Raw genomic sequence first — 18,684 nt, forward strand, 5'->3', positions numbered from 1 at the left:
AACGTAACAGGGCGCCGGTAGGGTTGCAAAAGCTCAAGATTTTAGCACCGCGGGATTACCCTGCCGGGCCCGGCCCATCGGCCGGATGGATGACGCGCCGGCGCGCCGGGCTGGCGGGCGGGACACGTGGCGCGGCCGGAATGCGGTCAAAATAGCGCGTTTGCCGCCCACAATAGCGGTTTCCGTCCTGGTTTTCGTCACCGCCCTGTCCGCCGCCATGCCCATGCCCCGTTTTTTCGTCGACCTGCCCCTGGCCGCCCACAGCCGCATCGCGCTGCCGGAGGCTGCCGCGCACCACGCCGTGCGGGTGCTGCGCCTGCGCGACGGCGATAGCCTGTCCCTGTTCAATGGCGAAGGCGGCGAATATCCCGGGGTATTGCACGTCGACGGGCGCGCGGCCGCGGTCGAACTGGGCGCCTTCGACCCGCGCGAAGCCGAGCTGGCCGGCGCGATCACGCTGGTGCAGGGCCTGCCTTCCGGCGACAAGATGGACTGGATCGTGGAAAAGGCGGTCGAGCTGGGCGTGCGCACCATCGTGCCCATCGCCGCCCGGCGCAGCGTGCTGCAATTGAGCGGCGCGCGCCAGGACAAGCGCCTGGCCCATTGGCGCCGCGTCGCCGTGTCGGCCAGCGAGCAATGCGGGCGCAACCGCCTGCTGCATGTGGCCGAACCGGTGACGCTGGAACAATGGCTGGCGCAACCCGCCGCGGGACTGCGCGTGCTGTGCCATCCCGAGGACGGCCAGCCTTATGCCGATACGCTGCGCGCGGCCGGCGAAGCGCGCGCGCTGGACCTGCTGGTGGGACCGGAAGGCGGGTGGGACGATGCGGAACTGGCGGCCGCCCGCCGGGCCGGCGCGCGGGCCGTTACCTTCGGCCCGCGTATCCTGCGCACGGAAACCGCCGGCCTGGCCCTGGCGGCCGCCGCGGCCGCCGTGCTGGACTGGGCTTGACTCAGTCGCCCTCGCCGTAAGGCGCGGCCGCGACGCCGGGCTCGGCCATGGGATGCGCGCCCGCGTGCTCGATCACATAGGAAAACAGCCGGCCGTTCTCGCGCGCGAATTCGGCGGCGTCGGCGCAGACGGTCTCGATGCGGCCGGCATCCTCTTCCAGCACCGGATCGCCCGAGTGCAATTTCTGCAGGCACAGGACCGCGCCGACTTTCTGGTCGAGCACGGTATCGCACAGGCAATCGTAGAGGGCATCGAAATTGCCGCCGAAATACATGGGGAAGTCGACCGCCTTGGCGATGGCGCGCAGGACCGCAGAGCGGCTGCGGGCGCGGTCGCAATCGGCGACGAATACGCTGGCTCCCAAGGCGCGCGCGGCATCGGCCAGCGACGACGGATCCAGGGATGCGGGATCCAGAGCGCCGCCGCGCCGCAACTGCCGCTGCAAGGCGGATTGACCGGTATTGGCCATGCTGGGGACCTCCTGGAAATACGCCCGTCAGGGACGGTCAACAGGCCCCCGGGCTTTCACGCTGCATCGTATCGGCATATGCCGGCCCAATCAATCGTTCGCGCAAGGTTTGTCCCACCTGAAACGGCGGACCGGCGTGCCCCGCGCGACACGCATCGGACAATACACTGAGTCCGGGGAAAAAACCAAGAGACCTTGTCATCGGATAGTGACATTTACGTGGCACGTCGACGGTCCAGCGACCGACGGCGCGGCAACGCCACGCGTCCGCGCGAACGCGCACGCCCGCGCGGACACGGTCCCGAGGACAAGCGGCCGCACGGACACACGGACATCAAGGGAAAAGGTATGCAATCGGCATGCCATGGCAGGCCGCGCCGATTGCATGCGCGCGGGAAGGCGGGGGCCGAGGCCCCGCCCCGGCGCGGCTCAGGCGATCCTGGCCGCGCGGTTATTGGCGTCGACGACCGTCAACGCCGTCATGTTGACGATGCGCCGCACCGTCGAGCTCGACGTCAGGATGTGCACCGGCGCGTTGGCGCCCAGCAACAGCGGGCCCAGCGCGACGTTGCCGCCCGCGGTGGTCTTGAGCAGGTTGTAGGCGATGTTGCCGGAGTCGACGTTGGGGCATACCAACAGATTGGCGATGCCCTTGAGCGTGGACGACGGCAGGATGCGCAGGCGCAATTCCTCGTCCAGCGCGCAGTCGCCGTGCATTTCGCCGTCGATCTCGATATGCGGCGCCTGTTCGCGCACCAGGCGCAGGGCCTCGCGCATCTTCGCGCCGGACGAGGAACTGCCCGACCCGAAGTTGGAACGCGACAGCAGCGCCACCTTGGGCGCCAGGTTCATGCGCTCCATTTCGGCGGCGGCGGCGATGGTGTATTCGGCGATCTGCTCGGCGCTGGGCTCGTCGTTGATGTGCGTATCCACCAGCACCACGGTGCGCTCGGCCAGCAGCAGGATGCTCATGGCCGCGTAGGTCCTGGCGCCTGGCTTCTTGCCGATGACCTCGTCGATCATGCGCAGATGGTCGCCATAGGCGCCCACGGTGCCGCAGATCATGCCGTCGGCGTCGCCCAGATGCACCATCATGGCGCCGATCAGCGTCAGGCGGCGGCGCATTTCCACGCGCGCCATTTCCTTGCTGATGCCGCGCCGGCACATGATTTCCCAGTAGGTGGTCCAGTAGCGGTGGAAGCGCTCGTCGTACTCGGGGTTGGTGACCTCGACGTCCTGGCCGAGGCGCAGGCGCAGGCCCAGCTTCTCGATGCGCGCGGCCAGCACGGCCGGACGCCCCACCAGGATGGGACGGGCCAGGCCTTCGTCGACCACCACCTGCACCGCGCGCAGCACGCGCTCGTCCTCGCCCTCGGTGAAGACGATGCGCACCTTGCCGCCGTCGCGCACGAACTGCTTGGCGGCCGCGAACTGCGGCTTCATGAAGGCGCCGGAGTGATAGACGAACTGCTGCAACTGGCCGACGTAGGCCTCCATGTCCGTCAGCGGACGGGTAGCCACGCCTTCTTCCATGGCGGCCTTGGCGACGGCCGGCGCGATGCGCACGATCAGCCGCGGATCGAAGGGCTTGGGAATGAAGTACTCAGGACCGAAGCTCAGATCGTACGTGCCGTACGCCGCGGCCACGATTTCGTTCTGCTCTTCCTGCGCCAAGCCGGCGATGGCGTGGACCGCCGCCTTCTCCATGCCGCGCGTGATGGTGGTCGCGCCCACGTCCAGCGCGCCGCGGAAGATATAGGGGAAGCACAGCACGTTGTTGACCTGGTTCGGATAGTCCGAACGGCCGGTCGCCATCACGGCGTCGTCGCGCACGCTCTTGACCACTTCGGGCAACACTTCCGGCGTCGGGTTCGCCAGGGCCAGGATCAGCGGGCGGGGGGCCATCTTGGCGACCATCTCCGCCTTGAGCACGCCGCCGGCCGACAAGCCCAGGAACACGTCGGCGCCCTCGATCGCCTCGGCCAGCTTGCGCAGGTCGGTCTTGCGCGCGAAGCGCTGCTTGTCCGGATCCATCAAGGCGGTGCGGCCCTCGTAGACGACGCCCTCGATGTCGGTGACCCAGATGTTTTCCAGCGGCAGGCCCAGGTCGATCATCAGGTCCAGGCAAGCCAGCGCAGCCGCGCCGGCGCCGGAGGCGACCACCTTGACCTTGTCGATGTCCTTGCCCACCACCTTCAGGCCGTTGATGAAGGCCGCGCTGACGGTAATGGCGGTGCCATGCTGGTCGTCGTGGAAGACGGGGATCTTCATGCGCTCGCGCAGCTTGCGCTCGACGGTGAAGCACTCCGGCGCCTTGATGTCTTCCAGGTTGATGCCGCCGAAGGTGGCTTCCAGGCCGGCGATGATGGTCACCAGCTTGTCGGGATCGGTCTCGTTGATCTCGATGTCGAAGACGTCGATGCCGGCGAACTTCTTGAACAGCACCGCCTTGCCTTCCATCACCGGCTTGGAGGCCAGCGCGCCGATATTGCCCAGGCCCAGCACGGCCGTGCCGTTGGTGATGACGCCCACCAGGTTGCCGCGGCTGGTGTAGCGCACGGCGTTGACCGGATCCGCGACGATTTCCTCACAGGCCGCCGCCACGCCGGGCGTGTACGCCAGCGCCAGGTCGCGCTGGTTGGTCAGTTGTTTTGTGGGCGTAACCGAAACCTTGCCGGGGCGGCCCTGTTCATGATATTCGAGCGCGGCCTTGCGTAAATTGGCGTCCATGATCGCTTTCAAGGGTGGAAAAAACTGGCAGCAATGTTACTCCTTGCCACCCCGGTTTCGCGCATGGCGGGGCAAATCGAATCCCATGCGCCACCGTTGGCCGCTACGGCAGCGGCGCTTCCGGATACAGGCCGGCCGGATCGAAGGCGTCCTTGATATGCGCATCCAGGGCCCGCGCTTCGGCGGGATAAGGGGTGGCCTGGACCTGGCCGGAACCGGCCGCGGCAACGGCCTGCAGCACCACGCTCTCGATCCAGGCCAGCGCGCCTTCATGGCCCGCCAGCAGGCCGGCGAGATTGGCTTCGGCCGGGGGCAGCGGGTTCAGGGCATCGAGGCGGTAGCGAGCGGGCCAGGCGGCCTGGCCTCGGCACCAGGCCGCACCGGGGCGGCCCGACAACATATACAGGGCCGGGATCAGCGCCTGCCCCGTGGCGCTGCGCAGCGGCAAGCCGCCGCTCGCGCCGAAAGGCCCCAGCGTTTCCAGGGCGCCGTCGGCCAGCATCACGTCCACGCTGACCAGCCCGGGCGGGCAGGCCAGGCCCGGCGTCCCGTCCATATGGCGGCGCCCCGCCAGCCAGGCCGCCACCGTCATCTCCCCCGGCAGCCCGGCGAACTGCGCCAGCCCCGCCTCGACCAGCCTCGCCATGGTCACGCCCGGCCCGGCGCGCCAACGCGATGCCGACGTTAACGACGCCGACGCTGATGTGGATGTGGATACCGGTCCCGATGTCGATTCCGACACCGACGCCGGAGTCGATGCCACTGCCGATACGGATGCCAGGGCTGGGGCCGATCCCGCGGGTGCCGGCGCGGACGCCGGCGGTGAGGGCAGCGTATCTTCCACGTGCTGCAGCGCATCCAGCCCGCTGGGATCCACCCACAGGCAAGGCCGCCCCGGCGCCTGGCCGCGGGTTTCCGCCAGGGCCATGACGACGCCATATTCCTCGCACAATCCGCGCGCCACGCGCACGTCGGCCACGGAGACGGGCCGCCAGCGCGCCGCGCTGGCCGGCGCCTCGGCCAGGGGCACGGCCTCGGCCAGGGACGATGCCGCAACGGATGCCGGCGCGGATGCCCCGGCGGATGCGGGCAACGACGACGATGATGGCCCCGATGCCGCGGCGGCAGCCGGCACCGCCCCCATGGCCGCGGCCGCGTCGATCGCGCGCAGTTCTCCCTCGCAGGCGCGCCGCAAGCGTCTCAAAAACGCCTCCCACGGCGTTTCGGGCGGGCGACGGCCCAACAGGAATGCGCGGCGTCCTGCCTCCATATGACTACAATTCCTCTTTTGGCTTTCTTTTGGTTCTTTTGACTCTTTTGGCCCGGATGCCTTCATCGGCCACGCCCTTGGCCCCACGTGGCCGCCAGACGGCGCCGATGCCCCCGCGCCAACGCGGGCACGGACCAGCCCCCTTTCATTGCCGCCCCGGCGCCCATGCGCCGATGCCGCCCTGCCCGCCTTAACAGCCTTAACAGCCTTAACCGCTTTAACCGCCTTAACCGCTTCCGCTTCGAGAATCCCCATGCCGCGCCTTGCCTCCCGCACCCAGGACTTCCTGACTTTCCAGGTCGTCGAATTATTCAAGCAGGCGCAGGCGCTGCGGGCGGCAGGCCGGGACATCATCAGCCTGGGCATCGGCGAACCCGACTTTACCGCGCCGCCCCAGGTGGTGGAAGCGCTGGAGCGCGCCGCCCGCGCCGGCCTCAGCGGCTACACCGCGCCCGCCGGCGTCTCGGCCCTGCGCGAAGCCATCGCCCACTACTACGAAACGGAATTCGGCGCCCGCGTCGACCCTTCGCGCGTCATCGTGACCAACGGCGCCTCGGGCGCCCTCGCCCTGGCCTGCGCGGCGCTGGTCGACCCGGGCGCCGGCGTGATGATGCCCGACCCCTCCTACCCCGCCAACAGCAATTTCGTCCTGGCCAGCGGCGGCCGGCCGCAATTGGTGCCCAGCACGGCGGACAAGCGCTACCAGTTGTCGGCGCAGGACGTGCGCGAGAACTGGGCGCCCCACACCCGCGGCGTGCTGATCGCCTCGCCCAGCAATCCCACCGGCACCTCGGTGGCGCCGGCCGAACTGGGCAAACTGCTGCGCGAAGTGCGCGAGCGCGACGGCTTCACCTTGATGGACGAAATCTACCTGGGCCTGTCCTACGAACAGCCGCCGCGCTCGGCGCTGACGCTGGACGACGACATCGTCGTCATCAACAGCTTCTCCAAGTACTTCACCATGACGGGCTGGCGCCTGGGCTGGCTGATCGTCCCGCAGAGCATCGCGGGCACCGTGGAGAAAATGGCCGCCAGCCTGCACATCTGCGCGCCGACGCTGGCCCAGCACGCGGCGCTGGCCTGCTTCCTGCCCGACACGCTCAAGGTCTACCAGCAGCGGCGCGAGGCCTTCCGCCAGCGCCGCGACGTCCTGTTGCAGGCCTTCGCCGGCATGGACCTGGCGGTGCCGGTCAAGCCGGACGGCGCTTTCTACATCTACGCGGACCTGTCGAACCAGGGACTGGACAGCATGACGTTCTCGCGCCGCCTGCTGCAAGAGGCCGGCGTGGCGGCCGTGCCGGGGGTGGATTTCGGCCCCGCCCATGGCGACCACACCATGCGCTTCGCCTACACCCTCGGCCTGGACCGGCTGGAAGAGGCCGCCACGCGCATAGCGGGTTTTCTGGAAACCCTGCGCGAACCGGCGCTTTGAGACTGGCGCGTCAGTCGCGCGCCAGCGGGATGCCGGACGCCACCGCCAGGCGGCGGCGCTCGGCCAGCACCTTGTCGCCGTAGCCGCCGTCATTGGGGCCGCTGGAACCGACGTAGCAGGCCAGGCCGCCCGACACCGAGCCGCGGCGGTTGATGCAGTCCTTGAGGATGCCGGCGCCGACCCGGATGTTGGCCACCGGATCCAGCGCGCCGTTCTTGCTGCCCAAGGTGTCGAACTTCGACCGGTGCACGCTGGTCATGACCTGCATCAGCCCCTGGGCGCCGACGCTGCTTTCCGCGAAGGGGTTGTAGCGCGACTCGATGGCGATGACGGCCAGCAGCAGCAAGGGATCGACCTTCAGCTCGCGTCCCACCTTGTAGGAGGTGTTCACCAGCACGCCGGTGGCGTCATAGGCCACCTTGTACTTGCGCGAAATGTAATTCCGCAGGGCCTCCACCTGCGCGGTGGTGGCCGTCGTCTCCAGGCGCGGGCGCACGGGCGCCGGCGGATGGGGCAAGGGGGTGAGGTAGCCGGTGGCATTGCTGCCGGTGGTATCGGGCACGGCCAGGGCCACCGCGGCGCCGGTGTCGGTATCCATATCGCCGGCCAGCAGGCCGTCCTGGTCCGAGGACGCAGTGGGGGCAACGGAACTTGGCGCAAGCGCCGTCAGCAAGGCTTTGTGCACCTGCAAGGCCTGGTCGCGCAGACCGGGCAAGGCGAATCCCATGCTTACCGTCACGATGACCGCGATACCCAGGTAGACTGAGCAAATCCGCAGCCATTCGGCAAGATAGCGATGCACTCCTTGTGCCAGGTGCCTGAAAAGGACGCTGGCGGCTGACGCATCGGGCATGGAGACCTCCTGCGTAGTTGTAAAGGAGGGGGATGTTAACCTTTATCGCCGGACGCGTATGTAACCAAGCCTCTAATAGGTTTGCAACTTTGCGTAATTTAATCTAACTCTCCTTCATCTTCCCGAGATCGCAGTGAAATACCGAGACCTCAGAGACTTCATCGCCCAACTCGAAGCGCGCGGCGACCTCAAACGCATCCGGACGGCGGTCTCGACGCGACTGGAAATGACCGAAATCGGCGACCGCGTGCTGCGCGCCGGCGGCCCGGCGCTGCTGTTCGAAAACGCCCGGCACGAAGACCGCCCTGCCGGCATGCCGGTGCTGACCAATCTTTTCGGCACCCCGCAGCGGGTGGCCTGGGGCATGGGCGCGGCGGACGTCGCGGCCCTGCGCGAGACCGGCGAACTGCTGGCCTCGCTGCGCGAGCCGGAGGCGCCGAAGGGCCTGCGCGACGCCTTCGCCAAGGTGTCCATGCTGAAGTCGGCGCTATGGGACATGAGCCCGAAGACCGTGCGCGGCGCGGCTTGCCAGGAAATCGTGCTGGAAGGCCAGGACGTGGACCTGGGGCGCCTGCCGCTGCAGGCCTGCTGGCCCGGCGACGTGGCGCCGCTGCTGACCTGGGGACTGGTGGTCACGCGCGGCCCCAACGCCAAGCGCCAGAACCTGGGCATCTATCGCCAGCAGCCCATCGCGCGGAACAAATTGATCATGCGCTGGCTGTCGCATCGCGGCGGCGCGCTGGACTTCCGCGACCACGCCCAGGCCTACCCGGGCCAGCCCTTCCCCGTCGCGGTGGCGCTGGGGGCCGACCCCGCCACCATCCTCGGCGCGGTGACGCCGGTGCCGGACACGCTGTCCGAATACCAGTTCGCCGGCCTGCTGCGCGGTTCGCGCACGGAAGTCACGCAGGCGCTGGGCAGCAAGCTGTCCGTGCCCGCCTATGCGGAAATCGTGCTCGAAGGCCATCTGCTGCCGTCCACGGACCCGCGCGCGGTGGCGCCCGTGGTGCCCGAGGGCGTCAATCCGCCGCCGGACACCGGCTACGAAATGGCGCTGGAAGGCCCGTATGGCGACCACACCGGCTACTACAACGAGCGCGACTGGTTCCCCGTGTTCACCGTCGACCGCATCACCATGCGGCGCAATCCGATTTACCACTCGACCTACACCGGCAAGCCGCCCGACGAGCCGGCGGTGCTGGGCGTGGCGCTGAACGAAGTCTTCGTGCCCCTGCTGCGCCGCCAGTTGCCGGAAATCGTCGATTTCTACTTGCCGCCGGAAGGGTGCAGCTACCGCCTGGCGGTGGTGTCCATCCGCAAGCAGTATCCGGGCCACGCCAAGCGCGTCATGTTCGGCCTGTGGAGCATCCTGCGCCAGTTCATGTACACCAAGTTCATCGTGGTGGTGGACGAAGACATCGACCCGCGCGACTGGAAGGAGGTGGTGTGGGCGATGACCACCCGCATGGACCCCGTGCGCGACACCACGCTGGTGGAGCACACGCCCATCGATTATCTGGATTTCGCCTCGCCGGTCTCCGGCCTGGGCGGCAAGATGGGCCTGGACGCCACCAACAAGTGGCCGGGGGAAACGCAGCGCGAATGGGGCACGCCCATCGTCATGGACCAAGCGGTCAAGGACCGGGTCGACGCGATCTGGGGGGAATTGGGGCTATAGACCCTATACGCCGCCGTCAACCGGCCCGGCGCGCTCGTCGTCCTGGTGCTTTTCGCGCCAGACGCGCAGCGCCTGCCAGCCGACCAGGGCGCCGGCGGCCAGTTTCAGCAGCTTGGATTTCTTGCTGCCCCCCATCACCAGCGCGGAGACGCTGGACATGACCATGGGATAACGCCGCAACAGGTTGAACGCCTGCCACGCCAGCTTGCTGCTGCCGCCGCTGGCCAGTCCTTGCAGGCTGCCCGGCAGCACGCTTCTCAACAGATGCGAAGGAGACAAGGCCACCCCGGCCTCGGCCAGGTTGTGCACCAGCGCTTCGCGCTCGACGGCCGCCTTGGCGCGCAGCAGCTCCAGGCGAACGGCGCGGTCGACGGCGGGCGACAATTTCTTGCTCATCTCGGTCCCCCGGATTCAATCAAAGACGGTCGCGCCGCGCCTGGCGCGCCTGGGCGGCGGCCGCTTCGGCCGCTTCCTCGGCCTGCGCCGCCGCGCGCACACGATCGAGCAGTTGCACGTCGCGGCCCAGTTCCTCCAGCGTGGCGGCGAAGGGCACCGGCCCGTGCAGCAGATGGCGCCACACAACCACCAGCAGGATGACCCCCAGGACGGCATAGCCGGCCGCGAGCACGCCCAGCGCCATATAACGCGAGTCCGTGGGCCAGAAATACACCGCCACCAGAATGGAAAACACCAGCACGGCGAGGGTCAGGAACAGCAGCGCCGCGAACGACAGTCCCAGGACGCGCAGCAGCCGGCCCTGCTCGGCGCGGGCTTCCAGCGTCAGGAGTTCGAAACGCGTGCGGACCAGCTCGACCAGGCTCGAGGCGACACCCAGCAAGGATTTTCGGATAGCCATGGCGGAACAGGATGAGGCGGGGAAGTCGAAGATGCGGCCGGCTTCGCAAGCGCCGTGCCGCATCTTTCATCCGCCGCGGTAGGGAACAGGCTTCGGAACGGATTGCCGCGACGATCAGCGACGGCTGATCAACAGGCCCAGCAGCAGGCCGACGCCGCCGGCGATGCCGATGGCCTGCCACGGATTGTCATGCACGTAGTCGTCGGTGGCGCGGGCGGCCTTGCGGCCGCGTTCCAGGACGGCGTCCTGCACGTCGTAGAGCGTTTCGCGAGTGCGCTTCAAGGTGGCCAGCGCGCGTTCACGCAACTCGGCGGCCTTGTCGCCCGTGGTGGACGCCGCTTCGCGCAGCAGGTCCTCGGCGTCATTCAAGCTGCTCTTGACATTGTCGATCAGGGTTTCCTTGACGGCTTCCGGGGATTTTCTCGCGTTCATGGTTCGCTCCTTGCGTTACGTGTCCGGGGCCGGTGGGAACAGCAGGCCCGATACCGATTGATGATACCAGCCGGATTTGCGCTATCTGTCGGCGGCGTGACGCTTTTGCTACCGACTGCAACGCGGCCACCGGCCATCCATGGGGTTCGCCGCTCCGTTCGCCGCTCCCATGCGCCTGTTGCCGCGGCCCGCGCCTATCCCTGCTACTTCAACTGCGTGATCTCGACCGAGGACCTGATGCCCTGCTGGTCGATGTCCTGCTTCATGACCAGGTTCACCGCGGGACAATACCAGTCGGTGACCGTGGAGTTGATGCCCGGGATGGGAATGGTCAGGCTCTTGAAGGTGGCCATGGTGGGATCGGAGTTGCGCTCGTAGCGGACGGGGAAGCACGTCTTCTTGCCCAGCGCGGTGTCCAGGGGCTGCTGGGCGCCCACCGTCTTCTGGCCGATGCGCACGGTAGTCGTGGGCGTGCCGCCGACCGGCGCTTCCTTGCCGATGCGCAGGCGGAAGTTGGAGCCCGGCAGTTTCTGGCCGGCCGCGAGCTTGCCGTCGTAGGCGAAGAGCCCCAGCATGCGCAGGTCGAACTGGCCATCGCCGCTGGGCTTTTCGCCGGCATTCTCGTACTTGACGAAGGTCGCCTGGCCGGCCCTGACCGTCATCAGGTAGTCCAGCTTGGATTTGCCGGGCGGCAGGCCGGCGTAGGAAAACGTGGCAACCCCGTTGACGCGGGCCCGGCAGTTGTCGCCGTTGGTCTTGTCGACTTCGCTGAAGGCCAGGTCCGCCCCCAGCGCCAGGTTGCCGCGCCCGGTCAATTGCACCGCGCCGCCTTCGTGCATGAAGGCGGCGTCGCAGACGCCCGCCTGCGCGGCGCCGGCGCCCAGGGACAGCGCCAGGGCGCCGGCCGCCAGAATCTTGGAATGGGAAAACACCGTGGAAACCCCGCTATGAAGCTATACGCCGCTGCGTCATGGAGCGGCAATCATCGCCGATACTACACTGTCCGGCGTCTATTCAGACCCGTCCGGCCGGCCGGAAGTTTTATGCCTTGCATATATATTTCTTGCGACTTTTATACATTTAAATAATATTGAAATTCCCCCTTCTTCGTTCTCCGGGGACGGGAACCAAATTTAGAATGCCCATTCGCGTGGTGCTCACGCCCGTACCGGCCGCCGCGGCACTCGTGCCGTGGCCCGGAAATTCGCCCCCTGACCGCGTCTTCGCCCGCCCTTCCGGGCCTCGATGCCAGCGGCCATTCCCTTGATCGACGCCAGCCGCCCCGCCCCCCGTCCGGATATTCCTCATGAAGCTGTTCCCGCTATTCGCCGACCTGAATCAGCGACCGGTCCTGGTGGTCGGCGGCGGCGCCGTTGCCGCCCGCAAGGCCCAGGCCCTGCTGGAAGCGGGGGCCCGCGTCAGCGTCGGCGCGCCGCGCCTGAACGCGGCCCTGGCGGCGCTGGCCGCCGCGGGCCGCGTCGCGCACCTGGTCGGCGATTTTCAGCCGGAGTGGCTGGAAGGCGCCTGGCTGGTCGTGGCCGCCACCGACGACCGCGCGGTCAACGCGCACGTATCGCGCTGCGCCGAAACGCGGCGGATCTTCTGTAATGTGGTCGACGATCCGGCGCTGTCCTCGTTCCAGGTGCCGTCCATCGTCGACCGTTCCCCGCTCATCGTGGCGATTTCCTCGTCAGGCGTGGCGCCCGTGCTGGCCCGGCGGCTGCGCGAGCGCATCGAATCGCTGTTCGACCATGCCCTGGCCCCGCTGGCCGAACTGGCCGCGCGCCATCGCGCCGCCATCCGCGCCGCCCGCCCCGACCTGGGCGCGCGCCGCCGCTTCTACGACTGGCTGCTGGACGGCCCGGTGGCGTCCCTGCTGCGCCAGGCCCGTCCGGCCGAGGCCGAGGCGGCGCTGACCAAAGAACTCGACGCGCCCGAGCACGTCCCCGCGGGCAGCGTGGTGCTGGTGGGGGCCGGGCCGGGCGACCCGGGCCTGCTGACGCTGCGCGCGCTGCGCGCCCTCAACGAGGCCGACGTCATCCTGTACGACCGCCTGGTCAGCCCAGATATCCTGTCCCTGGCGCGCCGCGACGCGGAGCGGGTCGACGTGGGCAAGCACCCGGGCGAAGACCACCACGCCACCCAGACGCGCATCCATGGCCTGATGGCGGACAACGCCCGCCTGGGCCGGCGCGTGGTGCGCCTGAAGGGCGGCGACGCCTTCATTTTCGGCCGCGGCGGGGAGGAGCTGCAATTCCTGCGCGCGCGCAATATCAGTTATGAAGTGGTGCCCGGCATCACGGCGGCGCTGGCCTGTGCGGCGCACGCCGGCATTCCGCTGACACATCGCGCCCATGCGCAATCGGTGCATCTGGTGACGGCGCACTCCAGCGCCGAGGCCGATACCCTGGATTGGCCGGCGCTCGCCGGCGCCACCCAGACGCTGGCCTTCTACATGGGCGTGGGACAACTGGACTCGCTGGCGCGCCGCCTGATCCAGCATGGGCGCGATCCGCTCACGCCCTTCGCGCTGGTGGAAAACGGCAGCCGGCCGCAGCAGCGCGTGTTGACGGGCCAGTTGGAGGACCTTCCGCGCCTGGCGCGCGCCCACGGCATCCACGCGCCGGCCATGCTGATCGTCGGCGAGGTGGCGCGGCTCGGCGACGAGCTGCACTGGTTCGGCCAGCACCTGTCGGAACGCGCCGACGCCACGGTGTAGGCGCGCCGGCAACGACCGGGCAGGCCTCGCCGGCCCGCGCCTGGCGAGTCGCCGTCAACGCGGGACCGCCGCGCAGGCCGACCGCCGGCAGGCGACCGCCTATTCTTCTTTCTGCTTGGTCCCGAAAATCCGGTCGCCGGCGTCGCCCAGGCCAGGAATGATGTAGCCGTCCTCGTTGAGCCGCTCGTCGATGGCGGCCGTATAGATCCGCACGTCGGGATGCAGCTTTTCGATGTGCGCGATGCCCACCGGCGCCGCCACCAGCACGAGGGCGCGGATGTCGCGGCAGCCGGCCTGCTTGAGCAGGTCGATGGTGGCCGCCATGGAGCCGCCGGTGGCCAGCATGGGGTCGATGATCAGCGCGGTGCGCTGGTCCAGCTCGCCCACCAGCCGTTCCAGGTAGGTATGGGCCTGCAGGGTTTCCTCGTTGCGGGCGATGCCCACCACGCTGACCTTGGCGCCGGGCAGCAGGCTGAGCACGCCGTCCAGCATGCCGATGCCGGCGCGCAGGATGGGCACCACCGTGACCTTCTTGCCGGCGATTTTCTCCACCTGGATGGGGCCGCACCAGCCCTCGACCGTACACGGCTCCAGGGGCAGGTCCTTCGAGGCCTCGTAGGTGAGCAGGGCGCCGACTTCCTGCGCCAGTTCGCGAAAGCTCTTGGTGCTCAGGTCGGCGCGGCGCATGATGCCCAGCTTGTGGCGTATCAGGGGGTGGCGTATTTCATGCACGGGCATGGCGGTCTCCGGTATCGATGCGGCTGGCGCATCGTAGCCCGATTGCGCCGCCGCGCGCCAGCAGGCGGCCCGCCGCCTACCGGTCCGCCAGCCAGGCGATCAGCGCATCGTCGAAGGCCCGCACCGACTCGGCCTGGGGATGGTTGACGATGCTCACCACGATGTAGCGCTTGCCGCTGGCTCCCAGGACATAGCCCGCGATGGAACGCACGCCGTTCAGGGTGCCGGTCTTCAGGTGCGCCATGCCCTGCGTGCCCTTGCCGCGCATGCGCCGCCGCACCGTGCCGTCCAGGCCGGCGATGGCCAGCGAGGACATGTACTCCGGCATGAACGGCGAATTCCACGCCACCGTCATCAGCGAGGCCAGGCTGTCGGCCGACACCCGCGCCACGCGCGACAGGCCGGCGCCGTTGTCGACCACCAGCTCGGGCATGTTCAGGCCCTGGCTGGCCAGGATGCGCTTGACCACCTCGCCGCTGCTTTCCACCGTGGCCGGACGGCGGCCGCCCTCGGCGCCCAGGGTCAGCAGCAGCGTGCGCGCCATGACGTTGTTGCTGCGCTTGTTGATCTTGCGGATGATGTCGCCCAGCGAGGGCGATTCATGGGTAGCCAGCACCACGGCGTCGCCCGGCACCATGCCGGCCCGCACCCGGCCGCTGAAGGTGCCGCCGAGTTCGCGCCAGAGCAGGCGGAAGACCTCGGTGGCGAACTCGGGCTGCCCCAGGGCCAGGCGGTAGACGTCGAATTCGCCACAGGAACCCGCCACCTTGCCGGACAGGCGCAGCGACACGCCCTGCTGGGTGATGACGGGATCCGTGTTGATGTCCGGCGAGCCCGGGCAGCGGATATCGCTCCATTCGACCTGGCCGGCGATCTTCACGCCGGGCAGCGGGGGGTCCATGACGACGTTCCACCGGCGCGCCGCCGGATCGGGCGTGAACAGCAGGCGCACCGCGCCGAAGCCCACCATCAAGGCGTCCGGATTGGCGTTGTAGGGCCGGTCGGGCGCGCTGTCGAAGGCGCCGGGATCCACCGCCACGTTGCCGAACAGCGTGCGGTCGACGACCAGGTCGTTGATCTGGCGCACGCCGTGCAGGCGCAGGTCGCGCAGCAGCGTCCAGAGGTCCTGCATCAGCAGCAGGGGATCGCCGCCGCCGCGCAGGTAGAGCGGCCCCGGCAGCACGCCGTCCGGGCCGGCGTGGGCGCCGGGCTCGGCCAGCAATTCGGTGCGCCAGGTGTAGTTGGGCCCGAGGTCGGACAGGCCGGCCCAGGTGGTCACCAGCTTCATGACCGAGGCCGGGTTGCGCGGCTCCTTGGCGTTGATGGAAATCAGCCGCGGGCCGCCGATCTCCTGCACCACCAGCGACAACGAGGAATCCGGCAGCTTGCTGGCGCGCCAGGTCTGGGCCAGTTCGCGCGGCAGCACGTTCTGCGACGCCGGCGCCAGGCCCTGGGCCTGGACGCCCGCCGCCAGCGCCAGCGCCAGCGCGGCCAGGCCCGCCGCCGCGACTCGTCCGCCCCACGCCCGAATGCGCCTGCCCATCGTTTCGATCATGCCCTGCCCTTCACTCGCCCCGCCCCACGCGGCCTGCGCCGCCCCTGGAGCCCGTTCCGCCAAAACCGTGAGCATACAGGGAACGGCGGCGCGGCCCGCGACGGCCCGCCCGGCGTGGGCCACGGCGCCACCGTACAATAGGGGATTCCAGAAAATTTCCCTTTTCTCCGCGTGTCGTCCCCCCTTACCGTCGCCGATTTCGACTATGCCCTGCCGCCGGAGCTGATCGCCCAGCACCCCAGCCCCGAACGCGGCGGCAGCCGCCTGTTGCACCTGGACGCCCAGGGCCGCCTGCACGACCGCGTCTTCGCCGACCTGGCCGGCCTGCTGCGCCCGAACGACCTGCTGGTGTTCAACGACACGCGCGTCATCAAGGCGCGCCTGACCGGCCACAAGGCCAGCGGCGGCAAGGTGGAAGTGCTGGTCGAGCGCATCGTCGAGGCCGACCGCGCCCTGGCCCACGTGCGGGCCAGCAAGTCGCCCGGCCCCGGCACGGTGCTGCGCCTGGCCGACCGTTTCGAGGCCACCGTGCTGGGCCGCGAGGGCGCGCTGTTCGACCTGCGCTTTCCCGGCGACGTGCTGGAACTGCTGCAGGCGCACGGCGCGACGCCGCTGCCGCCCTACATCACGCATGCCGCCGGGGCCGAGGACGACGAACGCTACCAGACGGTCTACGCCCGCGCGCCCGGCGCCGTCGCCGCGCCCACGGCCGGCCTGCATTTCGACGACGCCATGATGCGGCGCCTGGACGAGGCCGGCGTCGCCCGCGCCTTCGTCACCCTGCACGTCGGCGCCGGCACCTTCAAGCCGGTCCAGGTGGAAAAGCTGTCCGACCACGTCATGCACGCCGAGTGGTACACGGTGCCGCAAGCCACGGCCGACGCCGTGGCGCGGGCGCGCGCCGCCGGCGGCCGCGTCATCGCCGTGGGCACCACCAGCGCGCGCGCGCTGGAATCGGCCGCCGCCCAGGCCCTGCCGCTGCGCGCCACCCAGGGCGACACCCAGCTTTTCATCACGCCCGGCTACCGCTTCCAGGTGCTGGACGGCCTGGTCACCAATTTCCACCTGCCCCAGTCGACCCTGCTGATGATGATTTCGGCGCTGGCCGGCATGGAGCCCATCCGGCGCGCTTACGCCCATGCGGTGGCCGAGCGCTACCGCTTCTTCAGCTACGGCGACGCCATGCTCATCGAATCGCCCCTGGCGCCCGCCTCCCTGGCGTCCTCCCACCCCGCCGCCTCCGGCCCCGCAGCAGTATGAACGGACTGAACTTCGAACTCCTCGCCACCGACGGCGCGGCCCGCCGCGGCCGCATCACCTTGAACCACGGCGTGGTCGAGACCCCCATCTTCATGCCGGTCGGCACCTACGGCAGCGTCAAGGCCATGCTGCCGCACGAACTGAAGGAGGTCGGCGCGCAGATCGTGCTGGGCAATACCTTCCACCTGTGGCTGCGTCCCGGCAACGAGATCATGCGCAAGCATGGCGGCCTCCATGGCTTCATGGGCTGGGACAAGCCCATCCTGACGGATTCCGGGGGTTTCCAGGTCTTCAGCCTGCAAGGCATGCGCAAGATCACCGAGGAAGGCGTCAAGTTCGCCTCGCCCATCGACGGCGCGCGGCTGTTCCTGACCCCCGAGGAATCGATGGCCATCCAGCGCGCGCTGAACTCCGACATCGCCATGGTGTTCGACGAGTGCACGCCCTATGAGATCGACGGCCGCGCCGCCACCCAGGAGGAAGCGGCGAAGTCGATGCGCATGTCGCTGCGCTGGGCGCGCCGGTCGCGCGATGCCTTCGACAAGCTGGAGAATCCCAACGCGCTGTTCGGCATCGTGCAGGGCGGCATGTACGAAAACCTGCGCGACGAGTCCCTGGCCGGGCTGGCCGACATCGGTTTCCACGGCTATGCCATCGGCGGCCTGTCGGTGGGCGAGCCCAAGGAAGACATGCTGCGCATCCTCACCCACGTGGCGCCGCGCCTGCCGGTCAACGCGCCGCGCTACCTGATGGGCGTGGGCACGCCGGAGGACCTGGTGGACGGGGTGGCGCGCGGCATCGACATGTTCGACTGCGTCATGCCCACGCGCAACGCGCGCAACGGCTGGCTGTTCACCCGCTACGGCGACGTCAAGATCCGCAACGCGCGCTACCGCGACGACACCCGGCCGCTGGACCCGACCTGCCGCTGCCATACCTGCGGCCACTTCTCGCGCGCCTACCTGCACCACCTGCAGCGCGCCAACGAAATCACCGGGGCGCGCCTGAATACCCTGCACAACCTGCATTTCTACCTGAACCTGATGGATGAAATGCGCGGCGCCATCGCCGCCGGGACCTTCCAGGCCTGGCGCGAGCAATTCGCCGCCGACCGGGCGCGCGGGGTGGATTAGGGCCTGCCGCCCCCCGGGCCGGCGGCCCGGCCGGACCCGCGCGGCACGCCCCGCTGGCCGGCCCCGGCAACATCGCTACAATAGCGGGCTGCCCTGTCCCAGGCTCGCGCTCAACAGTGGCGAAAAACATACCAAGATCCGCAAATCCGGATCCAAAACCTGCTCAGATCCGGATCCGCTCCGGATCCAACCAAGGAGAACCTTATGTCCCTCATCGATAACCTCGGCGTCGTCGTGGCCCAAGCCGCCGAAGGCGGCGCCGCCGGCTCCCTGCTCGGCATGGCCCCCATCATCCTGATGTTCGTGATCCTCTACTTCCTGATGATCCGTCCTCAGATGAAGCGCCAGAAGGAACATCGCAACCTCGTTTCCGCCCTGGCCAAGGGCGACGAAGTGGTGACCGCCGGCGGCCTGCTGGGCAAGGTCTCCAAGGTGACCGACAGCTACATCACCGTGGAAGTCGCCGAACTGGCCGACAAGCCGGTGGAAGTCGTGGTGCAGAAGACCGCCGTGTCGACCGTGCTGCCCAAGGGAACCATCAAGGCCCTGTAAGCGTCTGACCTGGCCGGCCCGCGTGGCGGGCCGGCATGCCGCGCGGCGCCGGGGG

At 68.9% G+C, this 18,684-nt stretch carries 18 protein-coding genes; 8 read left to right on the forward strand and 10 right to left on the reverse strand.

Annotation, left to right across the window (positions count from 1 at the left end; all coding sequences use genetic code 11):
* The first annotated feature begins 217 nt into the window (after positions 1-217).
* Positions 218-952, forward strand: coding sequence for a 16S rRNA (uracil(1498)-N(3))-methyltransferase (locus CAL29_RS26025; protein WP_094856921.1), 735 nt, complete (start codon positions 218-220; stop codon positions 950-952).
* Between the two features lies 1 nt (position 953).
* On the opposite strand, the gene CAL29_RS26030 is transcribed toward CAL29_RS26025, so the two are convergent.
* The 3 genes from CAL29_RS26030 to CAL29_RS26040 all read right to left on the reverse strand — a co-directional run bounded on the left by CAL29_RS26030 (position 954) and on the right by CAL29_RS26040 (position 4,797).
* Positions 954-1,421: a barstar family protein gene (locus CAL29_RS26030; protein ID WP_094855807.1), complete on the reverse strand. Its 468-nt coding sequence runs from the start codon at positions 1,419-1,421 to the stop codon at positions 954-956.
* A 429-nt stretch (positions 1,422-1,850) separates the two neighbouring features.
* Positions 1,851-4,151, reverse strand: coding sequence for an NADP-dependent malic enzyme (locus tag CAL29_RS26035; protein ID WP_094855808.1), 2,301 nt, complete (start codon positions 4,149-4,151; stop codon positions 1,851-1,853).
* 103 nt (positions 4,152-4,254) lie between these two features.
* Positions 4,255-4,797, reverse strand: a complete 543-nt coding sequence (locus CAL29_RS26040; RefSeq protein ID WP_094855809.1) for a hypothetical protein — start codon at positions 4,795-4,797, stop codon at positions 4,255-4,257.
* On the opposite strand from CAL29_RS26040, the gene CAL29_RS26045 reads away from it, so the two are divergent.
* Together CAL29_RS26045 and CAL29_RS26050 are read left to right on the forward strand one after the other, a co-directional pair.
* Positions 4,796-5,425: a hypothetical protein gene (locus CAL29_RS26045; RefSeq protein ID WP_094855810.1), complete on the forward strand. Its 630-nt coding sequence runs from the start codon at positions 4,796-4,798 to the stop codon at positions 5,423-5,425. The genes CAL29_RS26040 and CAL29_RS26045 overlap by 2 nt on opposite strands.
* Positions 5,426-5,674: 249 nt before the next feature.
* A complete protein-coding gene (locus tag CAL29_RS26050; RefSeq protein ID WP_094855811.1) occupies positions 5,675-6,853 on the forward strand; it encodes a pyridoxal phosphate-dependent aminotransferase in 1,179 nt (392 codons plus the stop codon).
* Between the two features lie 10 nt (positions 6,854-6,863).
* Here the strand turns inward: CAL29_RS26050 and CAL29_RS26055 are convergent, their stop codons facing one another.
* Positions 6,864-7,706: a lytic transglycosylase domain-containing protein gene (locus tag CAL29_RS26055; RefSeq protein ID WP_094855812.1), complete on the reverse strand. Its 843-nt coding sequence runs from the start codon at positions 7,704-7,706 to the stop codon at positions 6,864-6,866.
* A 133-nt stretch (positions 7,707-7,839) separates the two neighbouring features.
* Here CAL29_RS26055 and CAL29_RS26060 point away from each other — a divergent pair, with 133 nt between their 5' ends.
* Entirely contained in the window at positions 7,840-9,384 is a 1,545-nt protein-coding gene (locus tag CAL29_RS26060) for a UbiD family decarboxylase (RefSeq protein WP_094855813.1), read from the forward strand.
* A gap of 3 nt (positions 9,385-9,387) precedes the next feature.
* Here CAL29_RS26060 and CAL29_RS26065 read toward each other — a convergent pair whose 3' ends face one another.
* The 4 genes from CAL29_RS26065 to CAL29_RS26080 all read right to left on the reverse strand — a co-directional run bounded on the left by CAL29_RS26065 (position 9,388) and on the right by CAL29_RS26080 (position 11,604).
* Positions 9,388-9,780, reverse strand: a complete 393-nt coding sequence (locus tag CAL29_RS26065) for a hypothetical protein (RefSeq protein ID WP_094855814.1) — start codon at positions 9,778-9,780, stop codon at positions 9,388-9,390.
* Positions 9,781-9,799: 19 nt separating this feature from the next.
* Positions 9,800-10,240, reverse strand: a complete 441-nt coding sequence (locus CAL29_RS26070; protein ID WP_094856922.1) for a phage holin family protein — start codon at positions 10,238-10,240, stop codon at positions 9,800-9,802.
* A 114-nt stretch (positions 10,241-10,354) separates the two neighbouring features.
* Positions 10,355-10,672 carry a DUF883 family protein gene (locus CAL29_RS26075; protein ID WP_094855815.1) on the reverse strand — a complete coding sequence of 106 codons (318 nt, stop codon included), beginning with the start codon at positions 10,670-10,672 and terminating at the stop codon, positions 10,355-10,357.
* A 203-nt stretch (positions 10,673-10,875) separates the two neighbouring features.
* On the reverse strand, positions 10,876-11,604 hold the full coding sequence (locus tag CAL29_RS26080) for a hypothetical protein (RefSeq protein ID WP_373559813.1): 729 nt from the start codon (positions 11,602-11,604) through the stop codon (positions 10,876-10,878).
* Between the two features lie 374 nt (positions 11,605-11,978).
* Between CAL29_RS26080 and cysG the strand changes: the two genes are divergently transcribed.
* Positions 11,979-13,391 carry a siroheme synthase CysG gene (cysG, locus tag CAL29_RS26085; RefSeq protein WP_094855816.1) on the forward strand — a complete coding sequence of 471 codons (1,413 nt, stop codon included), beginning with the start codon at positions 11,979-11,981 and terminating at the stop codon, positions 13,389-13,391.
* A gap of 99 nt (positions 13,392-13,490) precedes the next feature.
* Here cysG and upp read toward each other — a convergent pair whose 3' ends face one another.
* Both upp and dacB read right to left on the reverse strand, forming a co-directional pair.
* Positions 13,491-14,129 carry a uracil phosphoribosyltransferase gene (upp, locus tag CAL29_RS26090; protein ID WP_094855817.1) on the reverse strand — a complete coding sequence of 213 codons (639 nt, stop codon included), beginning with the start codon at positions 14,127-14,129 and terminating at the stop codon, positions 13,491-13,493.
* Between the two features lie 76 nt (positions 14,130-14,205).
* Positions 14,206-15,684, reverse strand: a complete 1,479-nt coding sequence (gene dacB, locus CAL29_RS26095) for a D-alanyl-D-alanine carboxypeptidase/D-alanyl-D-alanine endopeptidase (protein ID WP_256977755.1) — start codon at positions 15,682-15,684, stop codon at positions 14,206-14,208.
* A gap of 171 nt (positions 15,685-15,855) precedes the next feature.
* On the opposite strand from dacB, the gene queA reads away from it, so the two are divergent.
* From queA to yajC, 3 genes are all read left to right on the forward strand, one after another.
* Complete coding sequence (queA, locus tag CAL29_RS26100; RefSeq protein ID WP_094855818.1) at positions 15,856-16,944, forward strand: tRNA preQ1(34) S-adenosylmethionine ribosyltransferase-isomerase QueA; 1,089 nt, start codon at positions 15,856-15,858, stop codon at positions 16,942-16,944.
* The gene (gene tgt, locus CAL29_RS26105; RefSeq protein WP_094855819.1) at positions 16,941-18,077 is read left to right on the forward strand and encodes a tRNA guanosine(34) transglycosylase Tgt; all 1,137 of its coding nucleotides are present in this window, start codon (positions 16,941-16,943) and stop codon (positions 18,075-18,077) included. The genes queA and tgt overlap by 4 nt, the downstream gene beginning before the upstream one ends.
* Positions 18,078-18,281: 204 nt before the next feature.
* A complete protein-coding gene (gene yajC, locus CAL29_RS26110; RefSeq protein WP_094855820.1) occupies positions 18,282-18,629 on the forward strand; it encodes a preprotein translocase subunit YajC in 348 nt (115 codons plus the stop codon).
* Positions 18,630-18,684 lie beyond the last annotated feature (55 nt).

Source organism: Bordetella genomosp. 10, assembly GCF_002261225.1.
In the GTDB taxonomy this organism is placed as follows: domain Bacteria; phylum Pseudomonadota; class Gammaproteobacteria; order Burkholderiales; family Burkholderiaceae_B; genus Bordetella_C.

Coding starts and splice junctions, on each gene's coding strand:
- CAL29_RS26055 (WP_094855812.1), bottom strand. CDS start 7,706: ATGCCCGATGCGTCAGCCGCCAGCGTCCTTTTCAGGCACCTGGCACAA.
- CAL29_RS26065 (WP_094855814.1), bottom strand. CDS start 9,780: ATGAGCAAGAAATTGTCGCCCGCCGTCGACCGCGCCGTTCGCCTGGAG.
- CAL29_RS26030 (WP_094855807.1), bottom strand. CDS start 1,421: ATGGCCAATACCGGTCAATCCGCCTTGCAGCGGCAGTTGCGGCGCGGC.
- CAL29_RS26070 (WP_094856922.1), bottom strand. CDS start 10,240: ATGGCTATCCGAAAATCCTTGCTGGGTGTCGCCTCGAGCCTGGTCGAG.
- CAL29_RS26050 (WP_094855811.1), top strand. CDS start 5,675: ATGCCGCGCCTTGCCTCCCGCACCCAGGACTTCCTGACTTTCCAGGTC.
- tgt (WP_094855819.1), top strand. CDS start 16,941: ATGAACGGACTGAACTTCGAACTCCTCGCCACCGACGGCGCGGCCCGC.
- CAL29_RS26035 (WP_094855808.1), bottom strand. CDS start 4,151: ATGGACGCCAATTTACGCAAGGCCGCGCTCGAATATCATGAACAGGGC.
- cysG (WP_094855816.1), top strand. CDS start 11,979: ATGAAGCTGTTCCCGCTATTCGCCGACCTGAATCAGCGACCGGTCCTG.
- dacB (WP_256977755.1), bottom strand. CDS start 15,684: ATGATCGAAACGATGGGCAGGCGCATTCGGGCGTGGGGCGGACGAGTC.
- upp (WP_094855817.1), bottom strand. CDS start 14,129: ATGCCCGTGCATGAAATACGCCACCCCCTGATACGCCACAAGCTGGGC.
- CAL29_RS26025 (WP_094856921.1), top strand. CDS start 218: ATGCCCATGCCCCGTTTTTTCGTCGACCTGCCCCTGGCCGCCCACAGC.
- yajC (WP_094855820.1), top strand. CDS start 18,282: ATGTCCCTCATCGATAACCTCGGCGTCGTCGTGGCCCAAGCCGCCGAA.
- CAL29_RS26045 (WP_094855810.1), top strand. CDS start 4,796: ATGGTCACGCCCGGCCCGGCGCGCCAACGCGATGCCGACGTTAACGAC.
- CAL29_RS26075 (WP_094855815.1), bottom strand. CDS start 10,672: ATGAACGCGAGAAAATCCCCGGAAGCCGTCAAGGAAACCCTGATCGAC.
- CAL29_RS26040 (WP_094855809.1), bottom strand. CDS start 4,797: ATGGCGAGGCTGGTCGAGGCGGGGCTGGCGCAGTTCGCCGGGCTGCCG.